General features: G+C 52.8%; 19 protein-coding genes and 1 pseudogene. 18 read left to right on the top strand and 2 right to left on the bottom strand.

Annotated elements, in window-relative coordinates:
* The first annotated feature begins 16 nt into the window (after positions 1-16).
* The 3 genes from AAC076_RS15080 to AAC076_RS15070 all read left to right on the top strand — a co-directional run bounded on the left by AAC076_RS15080 (position 17) and on the right by AAC076_RS15070 (position 2301).
* Positions 17-196 (top strand): hypothetical protein, encoded by a 180-nt coding sequence (locus AAC076_RS15080; protein WP_335605057.1) that lies wholly within the window; start codon positions 17-19, stop codon positions 194-196.
* Between the two features lie 206 nt (positions 197-402).
* Positions 403-906: a hypothetical protein gene (locus AAC076_RS15075; protein ID WP_335605056.1), complete on the top strand. Its 504-nt coding sequence runs from the start codon at positions 403-405 to the stop codon at positions 904-906.
* 33 nt (positions 907-939) lie between these two features.
* Complete coding sequence (locus AAC076_RS15070; protein ID WP_339847222.1) at positions 940-2301, top strand: heavy metal sensor histidine kinase; 1362 nt, start codon at positions 940-942, stop codon at positions 2299-2301.
* Positions 2302-2314: 13 nt separating this feature from the next.
* Here the strand turns inward: AAC076_RS15070 and AAC076_RS15065 are convergent, their stop codons facing one another.
* Positions 2315-2998 (bottom strand): heavy metal response regulator transcription factor, encoded by a 684-nt coding sequence (locus AAC076_RS15065; RefSeq protein ID WP_339847221.1) that lies wholly within the window; start codon positions 2996-2998, stop codon positions 2315-2317.
* 501 nt (positions 2999-3499) lie between these two features.
* On the opposite strand from AAC076_RS15065, the gene AAC076_RS15060 reads away from it, so the two are divergent.
* From AAC076_RS15060 to hflC, 15 genes and pseudogenes are all read left to right on the top strand, one after another.
* Positions 3500-3904: a MerR family transcriptional regulator gene (locus AAC076_RS15060; protein ID WP_335605053.1), complete on the top strand. Its 405-nt coding sequence runs from the start codon at positions 3500-3502 to the stop codon at positions 3902-3904.
* A gap of 478 nt (positions 3905-4382) precedes the next feature.
* The gene (locus AAC076_RS15055; RefSeq protein WP_335605052.1) at positions 4383-6917 is read left to right on the top strand and encodes a heavy metal translocating P-type ATPase; all 2535 of its coding nucleotides are present in this window, start codon (positions 4383-4385) and stop codon (positions 6915-6917) included.
* A gap of 66 nt (positions 6918-6983) precedes the next feature.
* Complete coding sequence (locus AAC076_RS15050; protein WP_335605051.1) at positions 6984-7244, top strand: DUF2933 domain-containing protein; 261 nt, start codon at positions 6984-6986, stop codon at positions 7242-7244.
* Positions 7245-7268: 24 nt separating this feature from the next.
* On the top strand, positions 7269-7922 hold the full coding sequence (locus AAC076_RS15045) for an isoprenylcysteine carboxylmethyltransferase family protein (RefSeq protein WP_335605050.1): 654 nt from the start codon (positions 7269-7271) through the stop codon (positions 7920-7922).
* Between the two features lie 141 nt (positions 7923-8063).
* Complete coding sequence (locus AAC076_RS15040) at positions 8064-8432, top strand: cation transporter (RefSeq protein ID WP_335605049.1); 369 nt, start codon at positions 8064-8066, stop codon at positions 8430-8432.
* Positions 8432-9940 (top strand): thymidine phosphorylase family protein, encoded by a 1509-nt coding sequence (locus AAC076_RS15035; RefSeq protein ID WP_339847217.1) that lies wholly within the window; start codon positions 8432-8434, stop codon positions 9938-9940. Before AAC076_RS15040 ends, AAC076_RS15035 begins: the two co-directional genes overlap by 1 nt.
* The gene (locus AAC076_RS15030) at positions 9937-10863 is read left to right on the top strand and encodes a ribose-phosphate diphosphokinase (protein ID WP_052041365.1); all 927 of its coding nucleotides are present in this window, start codon (positions 9937-9939) and stop codon (positions 10861-10863) included. Before AAC076_RS15035 ends, AAC076_RS15030 begins: the two co-directional genes overlap by 4 nt.
* Complete coding sequence (locus AAC076_RS15025; protein WP_335605047.1) at positions 10860-12215, top strand: MBL fold metallo-hydrolase; 1356 nt, start codon at positions 10860-10862, stop codon at positions 12213-12215. Before AAC076_RS15030 ends, AAC076_RS15025 begins: the two co-directional genes overlap by 4 nt.
* Positions 12216-12247: 32 nt before the next feature.
* Positions 12248-12706 carry an ATPase gene (locus AAC076_RS15020; RefSeq protein WP_335605046.1) on the top strand — a complete coding sequence of 153 codons (459 nt, stop codon included), beginning with the start codon at positions 12248-12250 and terminating at the stop codon, positions 12704-12706.
* 47 nt (positions 12707-12753) lie between these two features.
* On the top strand, positions 12754-13017 hold the full coding sequence (locus AAC076_RS15015) for a DUF5676 family membrane protein (RefSeq protein WP_052041364.1): 264 nt from the start codon (positions 12754-12756) through the stop codon (positions 13015-13017).
* A gap of 11 nt (positions 13018-13028) precedes the next feature.
* A pseudogene (locus AAC076_RS15010) lies at positions 13029-13376 on the top strand (hypothetical protein); the annotation flags it as partial.
* Between the two features lie 2 nt (positions 13377-13378).
* Complete coding sequence (locus AAC076_RS15005) at positions 13379-14197, top strand: hypothetical protein (protein ID WP_339847266.1); 819 nt, start codon at positions 13379-13381, stop codon at positions 14195-14197.
* Between the two features lie 9 nt (positions 14198-14206).
* Positions 14207-16573: a xylulose 5-phosphate 3-epimerase gene (locus AAC076_RS15000; protein WP_339847210.1), complete on the top strand. Its 2367-nt coding sequence runs from the start codon at positions 14207-14209 to the stop codon at positions 16571-16573.
* Between the two features lie 303 nt (positions 16574-16876).
* Complete coding sequence (gene hflK, locus AAC076_RS14995) at positions 16877-17857, top strand: FtsH protease activity modulator HflK (RefSeq protein WP_335605043.1); 981 nt, start codon at positions 16877-16879, stop codon at positions 17855-17857.
* Complete coding sequence (gene hflC / locus AAC076_RS14990; RefSeq protein ID WP_335605042.1) at positions 17854-18807, top strand: protease modulator HflC; 954 nt, start codon at positions 17854-17856, stop codon at positions 18805-18807. The genes hflK and hflC overlap by 4 nt, the downstream gene beginning before the upstream one ends.
* 177 nt (positions 18808-18984) lie before the next feature.
* On the opposite strand, the gene AAC076_RS14985 is transcribed toward hflC, so the two are convergent.
* Positions 18985-19590 (bottom strand): DMT family transporter, encoded by a 606-nt coding sequence (locus AAC076_RS14985; RefSeq protein ID WP_339847207.1) that lies wholly within the window; start codon positions 19588-19590, stop codon positions 18985-18987.
* Between the last annotated feature and the right edge of the window lie 47 nt (positions 19591-19637).

The following is a 19637-nucleotide window of genomic DNA, read 5'->3' as shown; positions in this document are numbered from 1 at the left end:
AACAGAGAGGTGTCACATGAACAAATTTACTAAAGTGCTTTTCCCGCTGGTTCTGGCGTTCGCGGCTACTGCAGCAATGGCCGAAGATGGTAGTGATTACGCAATGAGCGGTGTGCCCGATGCTCAAGCGCCTTCCATGGTGCCGCAGATGGCGCACCAAAACCCATATTGGGACAAGGATGAACATCATTGCTAATAAACCAATAAGCGGGGCACTGGAATAATTGTGCATGATGTCTAAAATGCGCGAGTTGATGAGATACTGTCGCCAGATGATGGACTCGATGAGCACTCAAACGAGGTAACGCAAACGAGGGGCTCGGTGTCGAGCCCCTTTTTCTTCGGCTATGATAAGGACTACAGCGTCATGCATCATTCACAGGGTGCTATTGGTCCGTTTGATTGCGTAGCGAAGGAGATCTGCTTATTAACAAAGTACTGAACCTGCCCGAGCTGCACGTCGCGATTTTTGCATTCTTTTTGCATTTTATCTGGGAACTGATGCAATTGCCGTTATTCGCAGGATTCGACGACGCTCACTATTTTTACGTTATTCTGCACTGCACCAAAGCTACCGGCGGCGACGTGATTATTTCTCTTGCAGCGTTTTGGACTGCTAGTGCAGTCGCCCGATCAAGGTATTGGTTTTTGGCAAATCGGCGTCTGCCCTTAGGTATTTTCCTGGTTGCTGGGCTGCTGATTACTGTCGTGTTCGAGCTTTTGGCTACGGGCCCATTACAACGCTGGACCTATGCCCAATCCATGCCGATGCTGCCCTTTACCAATGTGGGCTTGTCGCCCATAGCCCAGTGGATCGTGCTACCGCTTTTGCAATTATGGTTTGTCCGGCGTCAGGTGCTGGGTGGACAGGACAGATTGTCTGGTCGTCACTACCCCAGCCTTTGAAATGAGCGAGACGCAGTTATGACCAGGTTGTCCATGCGCGGCAGAATGGCGCTTCTTTTTATGGTGGTCGTAACAGCAGTGCTGGCGTTCGCAGCTTTGAGTTTCGATTATTTTTGCCATCTACATTTCAAGAAACAGGATGCCCAGGTACTCGGCCACAAACTCGAAGCGCTGAAAACAGTCCTAGCGCGCAGTGCCCCCTTCGATCCGTCCACGGCTTTGGTCATCGACGAGTTGTTGGATAACTCATACGGCTATGCTGCCGCGATCACAATAGACAGTCGCATGGTTTATTCGCATCACAACCTGACGGAAAAACAACTGCCAATGTACAGCCTCGGTGGCTTGGGCGAGTGGCAGGTTCAACTCGGCGACCACCTATACACCGGCACTACTCAGGTGATTGAAGGATGGGCCAATGACCAAGTAGCGACGATACACCTCGCGCTTGATATCACGCACCGTTACCATTTTTTTGAAATGATCCGTCAATGGTTTGTGTATACGCTTCTCATCAGCGCAGTGCTGAGCGGAGCCCTCGGCTTTGCATTGATTGGGCGTGGGCTTAAGCCGATCTCCCGGCTGTCCAAGACAACCTCAACCATTACCGCCAATTGCCTGGATACCCGTATACCTCCCGAGCCGATACCGGTGGAACTGCATGAGCTAGTGGGCAACTTCAATGCGATGCTTGAGCGTCTAGATCAATCGTTCCTAAGCCTTTCCAGTTTTTCTGCTGATATAGCGCATGAGCTGCGAACACCGCTCAATAGTATGTTGACGCAGACCGAAGTAGCGTTGATGAAGGAGCGAGAGAACGGTGACTATAAGGACATTCTTTTTTCGACCCTTGACGAGCTTCGCCGAATGTCACGAATGGTCGACGACATGCTTTTTCTCGCCAAGGCCGATAACGGTATGATCGCTCTGAATTTCGAGTCTCAGAATCTGACTTCGGTCGCTTCAGGTGTGCTGGAATATTACGAATACGCCGCTGAAGAAAAAGATATAAAGCTAGCGCTGCACAGCAGCGGAAAGACATTGGTGCGAGGAGACGACCTCATGCTGCGCCGGGCAATCAGTAACCTGATGTCAAACGCGGTTCGCTACGGAGAGTCAGGCACAACCATCGATATCCAGGTGCTGCAAGAAGCTCAATGGGTTCGTCTCAAGGTAACCAACCAAGGACCGACCGTTGCGCCGGAGCATATCGAAAAGCTATTCGATCGTTTCTACCGAATCGATACCGCCCGCCGGGAGGGGAGTACTTTGAATGTCGGTCTAGGCATGGCGATCACTCGTTCCATAGTGGAGGCGCATGAGGGATCGGTCGGCTGCAGGTCTGGCGACGGAGTTACCACGTTTGACCTGAAGCTCCCGGCGGCGAAGGGCTAGCCAGGCAGGCATTTCAGCGGGCCTCTGGAGCATCGATAAAGTAGCCCATACCCCGCACGGTATGGATTAACTTGACGGGAAACTCATCGTCGACTTTTGCGCGCAGGCGGCGAATAGCAACCTCAATGATGTTGGTATCGCTGTCAAAGTTGATATCCCACACCTTCGAGGCGATGAGCGACTTCGATAAGACCTCGCCCCGGCGGCGGAGAAGGAGTTCTAAGAGTAGGAATTCCTTTGCAGTCAGGTCGATGCGCTTCCCGCCGCGCTCTACTCTTCGCTTGAGCAAGTCAAGATGAAGATCCTCAACGGTCAAAGTCGTCTGGACCTGGGTGCCGGCCCCACGCCGTAACAACGATCTTACTCTGGCCAGCAGCTCTGAAAAGGCAAAGGGCTTGATCAGGTAGTCGTCTGCGCCTAGCTCCAGCCCTTTAACCCGGTCCTCGACCTGATCACGCGCTGTCAGGAACAGTGCAGGTGTCTCCTTACCGACCGCTCGGACCTTTTCAAGTACTTCCCAGCCATCCAATCCTGGCATCATCACGTCGAGGATGAGCAGGTCGTATTCGTCATCAAAAGCCTGTTGGACCGCATCGATTCCATTGGTGACCAGGTCAACAACGAACCCAGCCTCCGTCAGACCTTGTTTAAGGTAAACGCCAGTCTTGGGTTCATCCTCGGCAATCAAAATTTTCACGACTCAACTCCTAGGCAGTGACCCATTGTGCACAGCTACGACGGAATATTCTAACCTCTCTGACGCTTTTCAGCTTGGATGCCTGATGCAGATAAATTGATGGCTGTCAACGGACCGTTCAGAAAGTCTTTTTCAGACCGTCCCTAGGTTGGCGGGAGATATTATCGAAGTAATGGCTCGGAATTTGCGGACGGTCAGGAACTGCTCAACGCCGAAGTCACAGGAAGAGAAATCTGGCGAATATTACGATTGCGGACGTATAAGCTAGCGGCTGGCACAACAAATAACGAGTACGAGAAACACCGCCAGCCTGATGGTTGGTCACGAAAACTGCTTTACCTGTGTCTTGGACACAGGTGTATGGTAATAAAAAAACAGCATAGATTCTTTTGATTTACTCTTCGGTCTATAACTCAGGATTGACTCACATCAATATTACCAACAGATCCTCGGTTTAAACTGAGACCTGCGATAGAAAAACCGGGCTGCGAGGAGATCTGTGTGAGAGTAATCGAACTAGTCAGACGTTTAGGAGTTACGTCCGATACTGTGCGGTTTTATACCCGGATAAAGGTTCTGAAACCGGTTAAGAACAAAATCAATGGCTATCGAGATTATAGCGAAGAGGATTACAGTCGCTTGCGATTCGTGCTGAGTGCACGGCAACTGGGATTTTCTGTCGGGGATATTCAGGAGATTTTGGACCACGCAGATAAGAAGAGATCGCCTTGCCCGACCGTTCGCCATTTGATTGATCAACGTCTGAATGAAACTGAACAACGGTTTCTGGATACTCTGCAACTGCGTGAACGGATGCAGCAGGCCGTGACCGAGTGGAGCCAAAAGCCAGATAAGGTGCCGACTGGCCATATGATCTGTCACCTGATTGAAGAGTTTGCCCAGTAAATCAACATAGAGGATTTGCCATGAATACACAGAAATTCGAGAACCCTACTCATTACCGGGGCGGCTGCTGTTGCGCCAGCAAGTCATCCACTGCAGCTAATACTCGGCGCAGTGTTGACTCAGATAGCGATATCCCGCTGCAGCGGCTTCAGGTGCAGGGCGCAACGTGCGGTGGTTGTGTAAGAAGCATTGAGCAAGCGCTGTGCTCTGTCTCCGGCGTAAGCGACGCATGTATGGACTTGGCGACGGGTGTCGCTTCGGTCGTTGGCATGGTCGAGTCTAACGCTCTAATAGAGGCGTTGGATCGAGCGGGTTTTCCTTCGACCCAAATCAATTAGTTTATGGCTGATGGTTGGAGTAATTAGCAGTTGGTAAGTCTAAGCATGTTACAGGCGTGAAATCTGGTTTGTTAGCTGCTTGATAAATTGAAAAGAGACTCCCCCTTCGGTAAAAAATGGTCTGAAAGTCGGAGAGATACATGGATCACCCCACAACTTTTCCCTCGTCGAAATCAGTCAACAGCTCGATAAGTAAGTTCGTTCAACTGATAGTCCCAGGCATGGGGAGTAACCACTGCGCTGGTCTGATCACCACTTCGGTTGAGCGGCTAACGGGTATCATCAACCTCACCACTAATATCGCCAATCACCGCGTCGACGTTGAATTCGACGCCAACCTGACCAGCGTCAACCAGATCCGAGGCGCCATTGAAAAAGTTGGCTACGACGTGACCAGCACGACATCTTCAACACCAGAGACTGGAGGTGAGGCCAGTCTCACTGTCCCCGGCATGGGCAGCGATCATTGTGCCGGACTGGTCTCCAGCTCCATCAAACGTCTCGCCGGCATCACGGACATTTCCACCAACATTGCCAATCACAAGGTGACGGTTCGTTTTGATGAGGCAGCGGTGGATGCGGAAAGGATCAAAGTTGCCATTGAGAAGGCAGGGTACGAAGTGGCAGGCATTAGTCAAAGCCGGGCCCAAGCGGACACGGCAGTGGACGAAGCTATCGAGGAGCGCTACCTCGACCAGGCATGGAAGCGCCTGTGGTTCGCCGCCATACCCACTACCCTCATCATGGTGCTGATGATGGTACACATGCTCTGGATGTCAGTACCAGGGTACCTGGCATGGGTGGCCCTGCTTGCCTTTCCAGTAGTGTTCCTCAGCGGCGGGTGGGCCACCCATCGCTCTTCCTGGCGCTCCCTAACCAACCGTACCGCCAATATGGACGTGCTCATCTCCATGGGCAGCCTGCCACCGTATCTGATTGGACTGGTGGGCTTTGTCTATCCCATGACCTCCTTTATTGAGATGGCCGCCACCATCATGACATTCCACATGCTCGGCCGCTACCTTGAAACTCGGGCCAAGGGTAGAGCGTCGCAGGCGATCAAAAAGCTGCTGAAGCTCGGCGCCAAGACCGCCTCTGTGTTGCGGGACGGGCAGGAAGTTGAAGTCCCTGTGGCAGAATTACAAGTGGGAGACATCATGGTGGTCCGGCCCGGCGCCAAGGTCCCTACCGACGGCGAGATCGTCGAGGGTAGCAGCCATTTGGATGAATCTATTGCCACCGGGGAGTCAGTGCCGGTGGAAAAAGGGACGGGTGACGGGGTGATTGGTGCGACCATCAACAAGGAAGGCATGCTTCAGGTACGGGCCACCCGGGTGGGTGCCGATACCTTTTTGTCACAGGTCGTCCGGTTGGTAGAGCAGGCACAGGGTTCAAAGGTGCCCATACAAGAATTTGCCGACAAATTGACCGCAAAATTTGTCCCGGGAGTTATTTTCATCAGTTTGACGAGTTTTGTGGTGTGGGTGCTGTTCGCTGAGCCGCTGCGACCAATTCTCTACTGGGGTGCCGAGTTCCTGCCTTGGGTGAACCCGGAGCTTTCTCCTTTAATGTTGGGGATTCTCTCGGCGATTTCCGTGCTGGTCATCGCCTGCCCCTGCGCTTTGGGACTGGCCACCCCCACTGCCATCATGGTGGGATCGGGTTTGGGCGCCGAGAGCGGCGTGTTGATCCGCTCCGGCGAAGCCATTCAGTCCCTCAAGGACATCAAGGCCGTGGTCCTCGACAAGACCGGTACCATCACCAAAGGCGAGCCGGCACTTACCGACGTGATTGCCACCGCCGATTTCAATGAGGCCGATGTACTTAGGTTCGCCGCATCAGTGGAAGCTGGTTCCGAACACCCTTTGGGGCAATCCATCGTGGCGGGTGCCAGGGAAAAGAACCTGGAAGTTCCCACCGTGAGGGATTTTCGAGCCATCACTGCCCGCGGTGTGGAAGGCCGGGTCGACGACCAGCTCGTTCGCGTCGGCAGCCGCCGGCTTCTTAATGAAGCGGATATCGAGCTGAGCGACCTGGAAGAGGCCCTGGTTCTGTTGGAAAAAGAGGGTAAGACCGCCATGCTGGTGGCCGTCGGACACCGCGCGGCCGGCATTGTCGCCGTGGCCGATACCATAAAGGAAGACTCGAAAGCTGCCATTGCCGCTCTTCACCAGTTGGGCATTCATACCGTCATGATCACCGGGGACAACGAACGCACCGCACGACACGTCGCCGATCAGGTGGGCATCGACGAGGTGCTGGCGGGTGTCTTGCCGGAAGGCAAGGTAGACGCCATCAAAAAGCTGCAGGACAAATATGGACAGCTGGTGGCCATGGTGGGCGACGGCATCAACGACGCGCCGGCACTCAAACAGGCCAATGTGGGCATCGCCATCGGTGCTGGCGCCGACGTCGCCATCGAAGCGGCGGATGTCACCCTGGTGAAAGGCGAGTTATCGAAGGTAGTGGAGGCCATTCGCCTGTCGCGCGCCACCTTCCGCAAGATTGTCGAAAATCTGTTCTGGGCCTGGTTCTACAACGTGGCGGCCATCCCCATTGCCGCAGTGGGCCTGCTCCATCCTATGATCGGGGTGATCGCTATGACTATCAGTTCCCTGTCAGTGATCGGCAATTCTTTGCGTCTCAAGCGGGTAAAGCTGAATGTAGATAAGTGATCTGACAACCAGTAAACAGTACGGCTCAATAGGCAGAACATTTCAAATTTATTAGTGAGGTGTGATATGGCAAGCCAAAAACCATCATTCTGGTTGACACCTAAAGGCTTATCCGCCCTGGGTTTAATTGTAGCGGCAAGCTATTTTCTACTGATTGAGCACCGGCAACACGTCTGGCAGTTTATGCCTTTCTTGATTCTCTTGGCCTGTCCGTTTATGCATTTGTTTATGCATGGTGGACATGGCCGGCACGAGGATGAATCCGACAAAGGTGCCTATCAGCGTGGGATGGAACACGGTCGAAAGGAAAATGAGCATCATCACTAAAATAATTCTAACAGGAGAAGAGCTATGGACAGTGAACCTGCATACGGCCTCTGGACGCTGGTAATACTCAATTCGGCGATATTTGTTTTCTTTGCTTTCAGCTTTACCAAACCGCAAACGAAAACTGACTGGCGTAGCTTTGGCGCTTTTTCGGCGTTTGTTATTGCGCTATTTACTGAAATGTATGGCTTTCCATTAACCATTTATTTTCTCTCTGGTTGGTTGGCGGAAAAATATCCGGGCATTGATTTTCTTTCTCACGAGAACGGCCATCTTCTGCATACCCTTTTTGGCTTAGAAGGCAACCCTCATTTTGATCCGCTGCATATCGCCAGTAACGTCCTGATTATCATGGGCTTCTTTTTGCTGGCCTCAGCGTGGGGCGTATTGCACAAGGCGCAGCAGAGCCGGTCGCTGGCCACCACTGGCTGGTATGCCCGCTGTCGTCATCCGCAATACATTGCGTTTATTCTGATTATGTTCGGTTTCCTGTTGCAGTGGCCGACGATCCTTACCGTGATTATGTTTCCGGTTCTGGTAGTGGTTTACGTGCGACTCGCTAAGCGCGAGGAGCGCATGGCACTGAAGGAATTTGGTGATGAGTATCGAAGCTATATGGAAGTTACGCCAGCATGGATCCCAGATTTTAACATCGATACAAATGTTTCCAACAGGTGAAGGTGCTCCGATGAAAAAAACTATCTCCCCTATTGGTGGAACGATGATGGAGCATGAATCCGAGCCTGAAAAACAAACCCGCCCCTAAACAAAAAAATAGATGGATTGTTTGCTCACTTTGTCTGTCCGAGGAAACTATAAATGAGAGATAGAAAACATAGGTTGGGTGTCTCCGAAGTCAATCTGGTGAGGCGCCATTTAAAATTGGAACCTGTCGGCCAGATAAAGCTACAAGCGGCTATTGCCGAGGTAGATCAGCTTTATGGTCTTGATGCGGTTACCTTTGACGGAAAAAATCATGTGCTGAGTCTCGCTTATGACGCCTCCAGGATTTGTCTGGATGATATAGAAGAGACTTTGAAAAACTATGGCGTTGACGTGAGTCATGATTGGTGGACGCGCTATAAAGAAGATTATTGCAAATTTGTTGATGGCAACATAAAGGAAAATGCTAGACGTGAACCTTGGAGCTGCCATAAGTCACCACCTAGTGCGTGTGGGAAACGTTAATGAATGCCGTAAACGAGCTTAAAGCAGCAGACATGGGCATAAACACTCACCAGGAACCGGTGGTATATATGCGTAGCGATTGCCATATCTGCCGCTCCGAAGGGTTCATTGCCAACAGCCGTGTCATGCTGCGGTACGGGGAAAACAGCGTTATCGCCACGTTGAATGTGGTGGACGAACAGGTATTGGTTTCGGGGAGTGCAGGGTTATCCAAAATTGCCATGCGCCGCCTGGGTGCCATCGATGGCGCTGCGATTATTGTCGGTCATGCACCTGTGGTGACATCGCTCGCTGCGGTTCGCAAAAAAATATTTGGGCACAAACTCAGTGATCGAGAGATTACCGCTATCGTCGAGGACATCAGCGACCACCGCTATTCGGATATAGAAATCGCCAGTTTCCTCAGTGTGTGCGCGGGTAGCCGTTTAGACGTAGATGAAATCATCAGTCTCACCCAGGCCATGGTGGCCTGTGGTAAGCGGCTGAACTGGCCAGACGAAGCCATGGTTCTTGATAAACACTGCATCGGTGGGCTGCCGGGCAACCGCACCACACCGCTCGTGGTGTCCATTGTCAGCGCTGCGGGACTCACCATCCCTAAAACCTCCTCGCGGGCGATCACCTCTCCTGCCGGTACTGCGGATACCATGGAGGCACTGACTACCGTCAATCTGGAGCTCAATGAGATTCAACGTGTAGTGGCTGAGACCCATGCCTGTCTTGTTTGGGGTGGCGCTGTCAACCTGAGTCCGGCCGACGATTTGTTGATTCGCATTGAACGGGCCCTGGATTTGGATGGTGAAGGGCAGTTGATCGCCTCGGTTTTATCCAAAAAAATCGCTGCCGGTTCCACTCATGCGGTGATAGATATTCCCGTCGGCCCCACCGCTAAAGTGCGTTCCCAGAACGACGCCGAGCGCCTTTCCTCACTCTTTACCCAGGTGGGAGCCGCCTGTGGTATTCAAATTCGCTGCCTTATTACGGATGGTAGTCAGCCGGTTGGGCGTGGTATCGGCCCGGTAGAAGAAGCGCGGGATGTGCTGGCAGTATTGCAGCGCGAGCACAGTGCACCACAGGATCTTCGGGAGCGTGCCTTGTTTCTGGCTGCACATCTGTTTTCACTTGCTTATCAAGAGCGTTATGAACAAGGGCTGGAAAGAGCGATCGCGATTTTGGATGAAGGTAAAGCCTGGCAGCAGTTCCAGCGCATTTTGGCCGCGCAGGGTGGGATGAAAGCCCTGCCTGACGCCAGCTACCAACATACCGAAGCAGCCACAGCAGCGGGCACACTTACCGCTATCGATAATCGTCAACTCGCGCGTCTGGCGAAGCTGGCAGGCGCTCCGGCGACAGCGGCTGCGGGGTTGCGTCTACATGCTCGCGTCGGCGACAAGGTCACCGTCGGACAACCTTTATTAACGCTCTGTTCCGATACGATCGGAGAGCAACAGTATGCGATGGCGTTTTATCGCCAATCGACAATTTTTACGGTCGAGAAGGAACGATGAGCGAGGCGATGGCTGTGAAAGATAAATCTCCAGTGGTGTTTTCCCTGAACAATCATCCGTTGGCTGAGTCACTCAGTAACGCGATTGGTGGTCAACCTGGCGAGTTTAACGCTCGGCAGTTTCCTGATGGGGAGTCCTATCTGCGTATTCAATCTGATGTAGAAAATCGCGCCTGTATTGTGGTGGCTGATCTGTCACACCCAAACATCAAATACCTGCCGTTGTTGTTTTTATTGGAAACACTGCGGGAGCTGGGAGCGTCGCAAGTGGGGTTAGTGGCGCCTTACCTCAGTTATATGCGTCAGGATCGCCGTTTTGTCGATGGGGAAGCGGTTACTTCACGTATTTTTGCCAAGTGCCTTTCTCAACATGCTGATTGGCTGGTTACGGTCGATCCACATTTGCATCGCTATCATTCTCTGGATGAAATCTATTCCATACCCAGTCGTGTTGTGCAAGGGGCTCCGGCATTGGCGCACTGGCTCAAAACGCAAAGCAACCTACTGTTGGTAGGGCCGGACAGCGAAAGCGAGCAATGGGTTGATGAGATTGCTGCCTTTAGTCAACATCCTTTTGTGATTGGAGAAAAGCAGCGCTTCGGGGATCGCCAAGTCGAAGTGATGCTGCCCGACATCAACGAATTCAGGGATAGAACGGCAGTGATTATCGACGACGTTATTTCCAGCGGGCAAACAATCCTGGAATGCGTTAAAACACTTCGGTCCAAAGGTATCGACAACATTCAGTGCGTGGCGGTGCACGGCATATTTGCCGATCACTCCGATAAAACCTTACTGGCCTCAGGCCTGAGCCAACTGGTCACATCCAATACCATCCCCCATCCTTCCAACGCTATTGATATTACGTCGCAACTGATTGCGCCCGTTATCAGCATGCTTAAATTGCCAGGGAAATCATTATGAAAATTACCTTTGTCGGCGGCACCGAGACCGTTACCGGCTCAAAATTTCTGCTGGAAACTGAAACGACAACCGTATTAGTCGATTGCGGTTTGTTCCAGGGCTACAAGTGGCTGCGGGAACGCAACTGGCAAACCTTGCCCCTGGACATCGACAAACTGGATGCGGTGCTGCTCACTCACGCACATCTGGATCACTCCGGTTATATCCCGGTGCTATACGAGCGCGGCTTTCGCGGCCCGGTGTTTACCCATCACGCCACTAAGGCCCTGTGTCAGATTTTATTGGCCGACAGCGGCCATATCCAGGAGGAAGACGCCAAGTATTACAGCAAACATAAATTGGGCAAGCACGCGCACCCTGAGCCGCTTTACGACCGTCAAACGGCGGAAGCCAGCATGAGGCTATTTCAGTCCGTGGAGTTCGATGAACAGATCGAGGTCGGGGATATCCGTTTTTATTTACAGCCTGCCGGGCATATTCTCGGCGCCGCCAGCATTATCGTTGAAGCGGAAGGGAAACGAATCGGCTTTTCTGGTGATGTCGGTCGCTTCGATGATGTGCTGATGAAACCCCCTCGGCCATTGCCGGAGCTGGATCTGCTGTTGATGGAGTCCACCTACGGCAACCGCCGGCACGACACCCAAGATCCGTTTCAGCAGTTGGCGGAAATTGTTAACCGTGTCGCCAAAAGCGGCGGCGTGTTGCTGGTTCCGGCCTTTGCGGTAGGGCGGGCGCAGGCCGTGCAACATCTGTTGGCAACCCTGATGGATCAGGGCGATATCCCCAAAATGCCCATCTATCTCGACAGCCCCATGGCGATCAAAGTATCGGATATTTTCTGCCAGTTCAGTGATCAGCACCGGTTGAGTCACGAGCAATGCTACCGCCTATGCGATGGCGTGACCTATACCCGCACGGTGGACGAATCGAAGGCGATTGCCGGACAGGCTTTCCCCCATATTGTTATCGCTGGCAGCGGCATGGCTACCGGGGGTCGTATTCTCCACCACTTCAAACGCCTGTTAGGCAGTTCTAAAACCACGGTGCTGTTTACCGGTTATCAGGCGGGCGGCACTCGCGGCGCAAAAATGCTGGAGGGTGTTGATGCGGTGAAAATCCACGGAGGCTGGGTACCGTTGAGAGCCACTGTCAAAGTCATCTCCGGTTTGTCGGGGCACGCAGACTACCTCGAACTGACCCAGTGGTTACAGCAGTCAGCGCTGACCGATACTACTCGAATTCAACTGATTCACGGTGACCCGGAAGCCCTTGAAGGCATGCGGGTGCACTTGCAGGAGCACACCACGTTTGCGGTGAATGTGGCGGGTTATCGCGATATTTTGCGCCTGTAATCGAAGAGATAATCCACAGCGGAGAAAAAGTTATGCAAATTGAAACCTTAAAAGATGTGCTGCACTGGACCCGGGAATTTCACCAACACCTCAGCCAGTGTTTATCCCACTGTGCGGACAAGAATATGGATGAACGGGCCCGGATGATCCTTGCGTATCTGTCCGATCATGAGAAGGCACTGACCAAGGTAGTCAGCGGGTTTGAAACCTCAGGCGACGAGCATGCACTGAATACCTGGTGTTACGAATATGTGGCAAAGCACCCCATCGTTCGGCATGCGCATTGCGACGCGCCCTTTGCCGAGCTGGATGCCATGCAAATCATGGAGGTGATAGTCGATCAACACCAGCAGGTGATTGAACTGTATCGCTATCTCGCCTCCAGGGCGGATATCACCTCTGCCAAAGAGTTGATGGAATCACTCCGGTCGCTGGAAGAGCACGAAATGATGCGTATGGCGCAGTCTGCCAACCGGTTCGGGGATTTGTAGAGACACTAATTTCTCACAGATACACCACCATAAACGGAGGAATAATCATGACACTTAATGCGTTCAAATTCGGGATGGCCAGCGCGATTACCGCGGCGATACTGTGGCTGGCTTGCAGTCTGCTGGTGATGTTAATGCCTTCCATGATGTTGTCCATGTCCGGAGAAATGGTGCATATGCAACTGAATGAGATGGGTTGGCACTTGACTCTCACTGGTGTCGTTATCGGGCTGGTGGCCTGGTTCGTGGTGGCGGGTATCGCCGGGTGGTTGCTGGCGGCCATTTATAACCGCTTGCAGTCATCCGACTGATTATCCAGCTGATGAGCAGTTTGCCGCGCTATGACAAACCGGTTCTGTTGGTGTTGAATCCGGGTAGTTCATCCATCAAGTGGAGCACGCATAACGTCTCGGCGCTTGAATATGCGGGTGCAACGGTGCCTGTTGCTATTGGGCAAGCAGGTGTCGGCCAATCAGCTGCGCAGACTTATCCTGGCGCGCCCCCTTGGCTGACCGATGTGCTGACAAATCATGATGTTCGCGCGGTGATTATCAGAGTCGTACACGGGGGCTCTGAATATCATAAACCTATACCCATCAACGACGATAATTTTCGGCAACTGCAAACCCTGATACCAATGGCGCCACTGCACAATAAGGCGGCCATTGAACGATTGAGCAGCTTCGGAATACCCGATTTTCCATTCCCGTTTTTGCGGTTTTCGATAGTGAGTTTTTCAGCGACCTGCCGGTGCTGTCACAGATTTATGGACTGCCCGTCGCGCTCACTGAGAAATATGGATTACGCCGTTACGGGTTTCACGGTTTTGCTCATGAATCCATGGTCAAACACTGGGAGACAGTGAATCCCGATATCGAACACTACACCCTGGTGACCGCGCAGTTGGGCAGCGGCTGTTCCATGACAGCCATCCGCGATGGCAAACCGGTCGATACCACCATGGGGTTTACGCCCAATGAAGGCTTGCTCATGCGCACGCGAAGCGGTGATGTCGATCCCGGTTTGCTGACCTGGTTGCAGTGGCAGGAGGGTTGGACGCCCGAGGATACCGACAGGGTTCTCAATTGCGAATCCGGCTGGCGGGGTCTGTCCGGCGGAATCGATAACATGGCGGATTTGTTTGCGAGTGAACAGCCGCAACACCAACTGGCGTTTGATTTTTTCCGTTATCGATTCCAGAAAACACTGGGCGCGTATTTCGCCATTCTGGGCGGGCTGGACGGTGTCGTTCTTAGCGGCGGTATTGCGGAAAACAACGTCGATATTCGCTGTCGCTTGTTGTCCGGTCTTTCCCACTTGGGTATTACGTTAAAAGAGCCTCTGACTCGATCCGTTTTACCACTAATTTTATCGCAACCAGCGTCAACAGTGCAGTGTTGGGTGGTGGCCGCCGATGAGGCGGATTCCATGTTGCGCTCCATACAACACCACTTGTCTTTTGAGAATGAATTTCAGTCGTTGGCTGATTGAGGAAATTCCATGTATGCCATAGATCAACAAAACGATCATCGGACACAACAGCGGGCAAAGTTATATCGCGATACTTATCCCTCCTTTGGGCGCTGGGCGGAAGGTTATGGTGTGATCCAACACCGGGACGAAACGCAGGTGAGAGTGTTCGATCTTTGCCAGCAACTGCTGTGTACAGGGCGGTTTAAACAGATCGATGAAGTGTTGGAGATATTGTCTGCCGCAGATCGCCTGGCCAGTGCGGCCATGTGGTTGGTAGTGCATATGACCTATAGCAACAGAGTGGATTTCAGCGGCAGCGCACTCGATGCAGACGACTTTAAATCAAACCCACAGGGGCATACCGGCGGCTCCCTGAATATGGTGCCTGCCTATGTGGGCTATATGGTTGCCAATCGCCTGGCCGGTATCACCCGCAGCTGGTTGATGGGACAGGGGCACTGCGTGGCCGCCATCGATGCGGTCAATGTGCTGTTGCAAAACCTCTATCCGGAGCAGTCTGAACGCTATCCATTGAGTGATGAAGGGCTGACGCAGTTGGCGCGGGATTTTTACAGCTATGCCATAGCGGATGATGGTCGTCCTGGTGTTCCATTGGGTAGCCACGTGAATCCGCACACCGCTGGTGGAATGATTGAAGGCGGCTATCTGGGTTTTGCCGAACTGCAATATGTGCATATGCCGCTGCCCGGGGAACGGCTAGTGGCGTTTCTAAGTGACGGTGCTTTTGAAGAACAGCGCGGTAGCGACTGGGCCAGCCGCTGGTGGCGCGCCGAGGATTGCGGGCTGGTGACACCGGTGATGATTGCCAATGGCAGGCGCATTGACCAGCGCTCCACCATGTATCAGCAGGGCGGTTTGTCCTGGTTCTACGAGCATCTGGAACACAATGATTTTCACCCCATCGCCATCGACGGACGTGATCCGGCGGCTTTTATCTGGGGTATTTTTGAATCGGAAGCGCGGCTGGAGGCCTGCAGTGCGCACATCCGTGAAGGCCATATGCACTATCCGGTGAAATTGCCCTACCTGATAGCGGAAACAGAAAAAGGCTACGGCTTTTACGGTGCCGGTACCAATGCCGCCCACGGCACACCCCTGCCGGGTAACCCAGGTAGCGATGAACACTCCCGTAACCTGTTTAACGAACACGTAGCCAAATTATTTCTTCCACGAGGTGAACTGGAGCTCGCCAACGCACAAATTGCGCAGCATGAGGCCGATAATCGAGCGCCGGAAAAACACCATGCCCTGTGTATGCGCAACGTCAGGCTTCAATCTCCCATAGAACCACAATGGCATACCGAGGGCGACCCGACATCGCCGATGGCAGCGGTGGACACACGCTTTTGTGAATGGCACCTCGGTAATCCCGATAGGCGGGTCCGTATCGGCAACCCGGATGAGCTGCGCAGCAACCGGATGGGCAAGACACTGGATTTGCTAAAGCACCGGGTGCTGAAGCCGGAACAGGGCGTGGCCGAATCCATTCACGGATCGGTAATTACCGCGCTTAATGAAGAGGCGGTAGTCAGCGCAGCGTTGGCTAACAAAGGCGGACTTAACCTGGTGGTGAGCTACGAAGCTTTCGCTATGAAAATGATCGGTGCCTTGCGACAGGAGATTATTTTTGCACGTCATCAAAAATCGTTGGGACGCGCACCGGGTTGGCTGTCGGTACCGGTGATTGTCACCTCGCATCTGTGGGAGAACGGCAAGAACGAACAATCCCATCAGGATTCTGCTTTCGGAGAGGTGCTGCTCGGGGAAATGAGCGATATAGCGCGGGTCGTGTATCCAGCCGATGCCAATAGTGCAGTTGCCTGCCTCGATGCCTGTTATCAGACCCATGGTCAAGTCTGGGGGATGACGGTTCCCAAAAATGACGTTGTTACAGCATTCACACCCAAGCAGGCAGCCCAGTTGGTAGCGCAGGGCGCATTGACGTTGGATAAGACTGACGGTGCACCGGTACAACTGGTCGCAGTGGGCGCCTATCAATTAGGTGTTTGTCAGGAAGTAAAACGCACTTTGTCTAAACAAGGTATTCAATGCCGCATAACGTATCTGTTAGAACCTGGTCGCTTCCGGCAGCCGCGAGACCTCTATGAGCAGACTTATGTCAGCGATGTGGCTGCCCGCATAAGCCTGTTTCCCGATGACATTCGTTTGCGCATTTTTGTATCGCACCTGCGACCGGAAATATTGCTCGGTGTCTGCCGCCCTTTGGATCTTGGCGTTGATCGATGTATCGCTTTTGGTTACCGCAATCAAGGCGGTACTTTGGATACGCCAGGTTTATTACGGGCGAATCAGTCTGATGCGCAGTCCATTGCCACAGTGGTTATGCAGCAAATAAACAGAGGAGAGGCATGAAATGACTTAGGTGAATGAACCTCGGGCCCGGTCCCTGAGAACGCCTTGTACCCGTTTGGGATGTGTATGAGCCGGATGGCAGAGCAGAGTGAAGCATGCACTTTTCTTCTGCTCCTGTCACGGCTCCAAGTTCGATCTGGCCGGGCGGGTATTTAAAGGAGTGCCGGCCCCTACCAACCTGATTATTCCTCCACATCAGTACTTGGGAAACAACGTATTAGTGGTCGGTTCCGATGCCACCACCAGCTAGCGCCATTCAGCCAAAACCGCGCCACCTAAGCAATCAAAGATAAGGAAACAGCTATGAATGATAAGTTTGAACAATCATTGCCGGACATACCCATTTCACCACGTCAGATTGCTTTGGGTGTTGTCGTCGCGCTCGCGGTGTATCTGGGCTACAGCAGTTTTTACACTGTCTCGGCGGAATCCGTCGGCGTCGTACAGCGCTTTGGTCACTACCACTATGTCGTCGATCCTGGCCTGCATTTCAAAATTCCCTTCGGTGTGGATCAGGTGGTTCAGGTCCCAGTGAAACGTCAGCTCAAGGAAGAATTTGGCTTCGGTACGCCCGGTGCGACGTTTACGCGACAGATGTCCGATCCCAGGGAATGGGAGCTGGAAACTACTATCGTTACCGGCGACTTGAATGCGGCGCTGGTGGAGTGGGTGATTCAGTTTCGTATCGAGAACGCCTTCGATTTCCTTTTCAAAGTGCGCGATCCGGGGGATGCCCTGCGGGACATTTCCGAGTCGGTGATGCGCGAAGTTGTCGGTGATCGTACGGTAGATGAAGTGTTGACCATCGGTCGTCAGGACATTGAGGCCAATGCCCAGACCAAGATGCAGGAAGTGGTCAACCTCTATGAAATGGGCTTGCGCATAGATCAGGTGCAGCTCAAGAACGTTAATCCGCCGAAACCGGTAAAAGCTTCCTTTGATGAAGTCAACGAGGCGCAGCAGGAACGGGAGCGCATGATTAATGTAGCCCGCGGCGAGTACAACAAGGCCGTGCCCCAAGCCAGGGGTACGGCGGAACGCTCCATCCAGGCAGGGGAAGGGTATGCGATCCAGCGTGTCAATCAGGCGGAAGGGGACGCGGCCAAATTTAACGCGCTGCTGGCTGAATATATCAAGGCACCGGGGGTTACCAAGCGGCGACTCTACCTAGAAACCCTGCAGGAGGTATTGCCAGTCGTGAAAAACAAAATTGTGCTCGACGATAAAGCTGCGTCCGTTTTGCCGTTGCTCCAACTCAACGCCATGCAAGGAGAACCCCGATGAACAGATTCATCTACATCGCGCTGGCGGTATTATTTCCGCTACTGATCGTTGCCTATGAAGCGTTCTACACCGTGAACGAAACCGAGCAGGTGATCATGACGCAGTTCGGTAAACCCGTGGGTGGAATTGTTAATGAAGCAGGCCTGAAATTAAAGATTCCCTTTATCCAGAAAGTCAATCGTATCGAAAAACGGATATTGCTCTGGGACGGTTCCGCCAACGATATGCCAACCAAGGACAAGCTTTATATCACGGTTGATACCTTCGGCCGCTGGCGCATCAAAGATCCGCTGCAGTATTTCCTACGGTTACGGGACGAGCGCAGTGCCCAGTCCCGACTGGAGGATATTCTCGGCAGTGAAACCCGCAACGCCGTCGCCAAACACGAATTGATTGAAATTGTCCGAACCACCAAAGACAGAACGCCTGCTGTTGATCCCCTGCTGGCAGAAGCGGACGTTGGAAAATTGCTACCGATTAAGCGCGGTAGGCGGCAAATTGAAGAAGATATTTTTGCCGCCGCGTCTGTAAAATTGGCGGAGTTTGGTATTGAGTTGCTCGATATCCGGTTTAAGCGGATTAACTATAACGAAAGCGTCCGGCAGAAAATCTACGCCAGAATGATCAGTGAACGCCAGCAGATTGCTGAGCGGTTTCGTTCCGAAGGTGCCGGTGAGGCCGCCAAAATTATCGGCAACAAGGAAAAGGACCTGCAGCGCATTGAGTCCGAAGCGTACCGAAAAATTCAATCTATTCAGGGTGTGGCCGATGCCAAGGCGACAGAAATCTACGCGGCGGCCTACAACCAAACCAAGTCATCACGTGAACTGTATGACCTTGTGAAGACATTGGAAACCTACAAGAAGGTGATTGATCATTCCACCACGCTGGTATTAACCACAGAAAGCGAACTGTACCAGTTGTTGAATGGGGTGGGCCAGCAACCCTGACGCGGTATTGATGAACAAACTGGATGGAATGAATCGGCCACAGGGTCTATATCAACCCTTCGATCAAAGAAAAAGCCGATGGAGTAGCCGCGAAAAGACGATCGAACATGGCACGCAACGGAAGAGCGCTTATCTAAGGTTTCATAGTCCAGGCCCTTTCTCAATAGAGGTCGCGGTCTACATTCGTCTGAACCCGACGTTCGGAGTGGCGGGGGTACGTCGTGGGGCCTTCACAATGATAACCAGGCCTATAACGGTGATTCCTATTCCGATAACCTCCACAAAGCTAAAGGTTTCGCCAACTAGCAATATGCCCATCACAAGACCGAAGACGGGCGTCAGAAAAGTGAACGAATTGAGGCTGTTTAACGGAGCGCTGGCGAGTAAGGCATACCAAAGCACGACCATCAACGCCGTCGCTGGAATGGCCAGAACGAAGAGGGCCGCAGAAAACGACCAGGTCCAGTCAATCTCCATTCCCTCGCCAAGACCCACGGATGCGATGCCCAGGAACGCCGAACCGATGACAAGCTGAATACCCATGGCCCAGTAAATATCATCGCTGCCAGCTTGATATTTAAGTAGCACGTTCCCAAAAGCGGTTCCAATGGCTCCGACTAAAACGTAGACGGCCCCTGTGAACCTAGCGTTACCAAATTCCATCTCTGGCGTCGCAAGGACCACAACCCCAATAAAGCCAACGATCAGTCCTGCGAACATGCGCCCGGTGACCAATTCCCTAAAAATGAACAGCCCAAGAACTGCGGCAAAAAGCGTAAGCATCCGGTAAGTACCGTCTTGACGAGCGGATTGCTATTCTAGTCGAGGCT

This window comes from uncultured Halopseudomonas sp. (assembly GCF_963977355.1).
Classification (GTDB): domain Bacteria; phylum Pseudomonadota; class Gammaproteobacteria; order Pseudomonadales; family Pseudomonadaceae; genus Halopseudomonas.
This window is presented reverse-complemented; position numbering and strand designations above follow the sequence as displayed.

Excerpts from the sequence above, each read along its gene's own strand:
- AAC076_RS15080 (WP_335605057.1), top strand. The coding sequence starts at position 17 with ATGAACAAATTTACTAAAGTGCTTTTCCCGCTGGTTCTGGCGTTCGCG.
- AAC076_RS15070 (WP_339847222.1), top strand. The coding sequence starts at position 940 with ATGCGCGGCAGAATGGCGCTTCTTTTTATGGTGGTCGTAACAGCAGTG.
- AAC076_RS15055 (WP_335605052.1), top strand. The coding sequence starts at position 4,383 with ATGGATCACCCCACAACTTTTCCCTCGTCGAAATCAGTCAACAGCTCG.
- AAC076_RS15050 (WP_335605051.1), top strand. The coding sequence starts at position 6,984 with ATGGCAAGCCAAAAACCATCATTCTGGTTGACACCTAAAGGCTTATCC.
- AAC076_RS15045 (WP_335605050.1), top strand. The coding sequence starts at position 7,269 with ATGGACAGTGAACCTGCATACGGCCTCTGGACGCTGGTAATACTCAAT.
- AAC076_RS15040 (WP_335605049.1), top strand. The coding sequence starts at position 8,064 with ATGAGAGATAGAAAACATAGGTTGGGTGTCTCCGAAGTCAATCTGGTG.
- AAC076_RS15035 (WP_339847217.1), top strand. The coding sequence starts at position 8,432 with ATGAATGCCGTAAACGAGCTTAAAGCAGCAGACATGGGCATAAACACT.
- AAC076_RS15030 (WP_052041365.1), top strand. The coding sequence starts at position 9,937 with ATGAGCGAGGCGATGGCTGTGAAAGATAAATCTCCAGTGGTGTTTTCC.
- AAC076_RS15025 (WP_335605047.1), top strand. The coding sequence starts at position 10,860 with ATGAAAATTACCTTTGTCGGCGGCACCGAGACCGTTACCGGCTCAAAA.
- AAC076_RS15020 (WP_335605046.1), top strand. The coding sequence starts at position 12,248 with ATGCAAATTGAAACCTTAAAAGATGTGCTGCACTGGACCCGGGAATTT.
- AAC076_RS15015 (WP_052041364.1), top strand. The coding sequence starts at position 12,754 with ATGACACTTAATGCGTTCAAATTCGGGATGGCCAGCGCGATTACCGCG.
- AAC076_RS15000 (WP_339847210.1), top strand. The coding sequence starts at position 14,207 with ATGTATGCCATAGATCAACAAAACGATCATCGGACACAACAGCGGGCA.
- hflK (WP_335605043.1), top strand. The coding sequence starts at position 16,877 with ATGAATGATAAGTTTGAACAATCATTGCCGGACATACCCATTTCACCA.
- hflC (WP_335605042.1), top strand. The coding sequence starts at position 17,854 with ATGAACAGATTCATCTACATCGCGCTGGCGGTATTATTTCCGCTACTG.
- AAC076_RS14985 (WP_339847207.1), bottom strand. The coding sequence starts at position 19,590 with ATGCTTACGCTTTTTGCCGCAGTTCTTGGGCTGTTCATTTTTAGGGAA.